The organism is Dellaglioa sp. CoH-56-MRSF-11, assembly GCF_056782135.1.
Genome location: NZ_JBXAYE010000123.1, coordinates 1 through 259, shown reverse-complemented (window position 1 = coordinate 259; position 259 = coordinate 1). Strand labels below are relative to the sequence as shown.

At 53.7% G+C, this 259-nt stretch carries 1 pseudogene; it reads right to left on the bottom strand.

Features of this window, described 5'->3' with window-relative positions:
- A pseudogene (locus AC1RPT_RS08085) lies at window positions 1–259 on the bottom strand (hypothetical protein); the annotation flags it as partial.

Sequence of the window (259 nt, the reverse complement as noted above, 5' to 3'; positions counted from 1 at the left end):
CGGTGGCACCATTGATTTTTTGCGTAACTGCGGTATACGCGTCCTGATCCGCAAGCGCGCTCAAGCCGTTGGCGCTCCAGAACCATGCAGCGCTCATAAAGAAATCGGCTGGTTGCGTTACCAATTCAGGATTACTTACTATTCGCTGATCGCCATAAACAGCTGCACTGTACGCACTGTAATTTGCGCGGCCTGTCAGATGAAAGGCACCGCGCCCTCGGAACGTCCGACCATCACCAGATGCGACATCTCCATTACC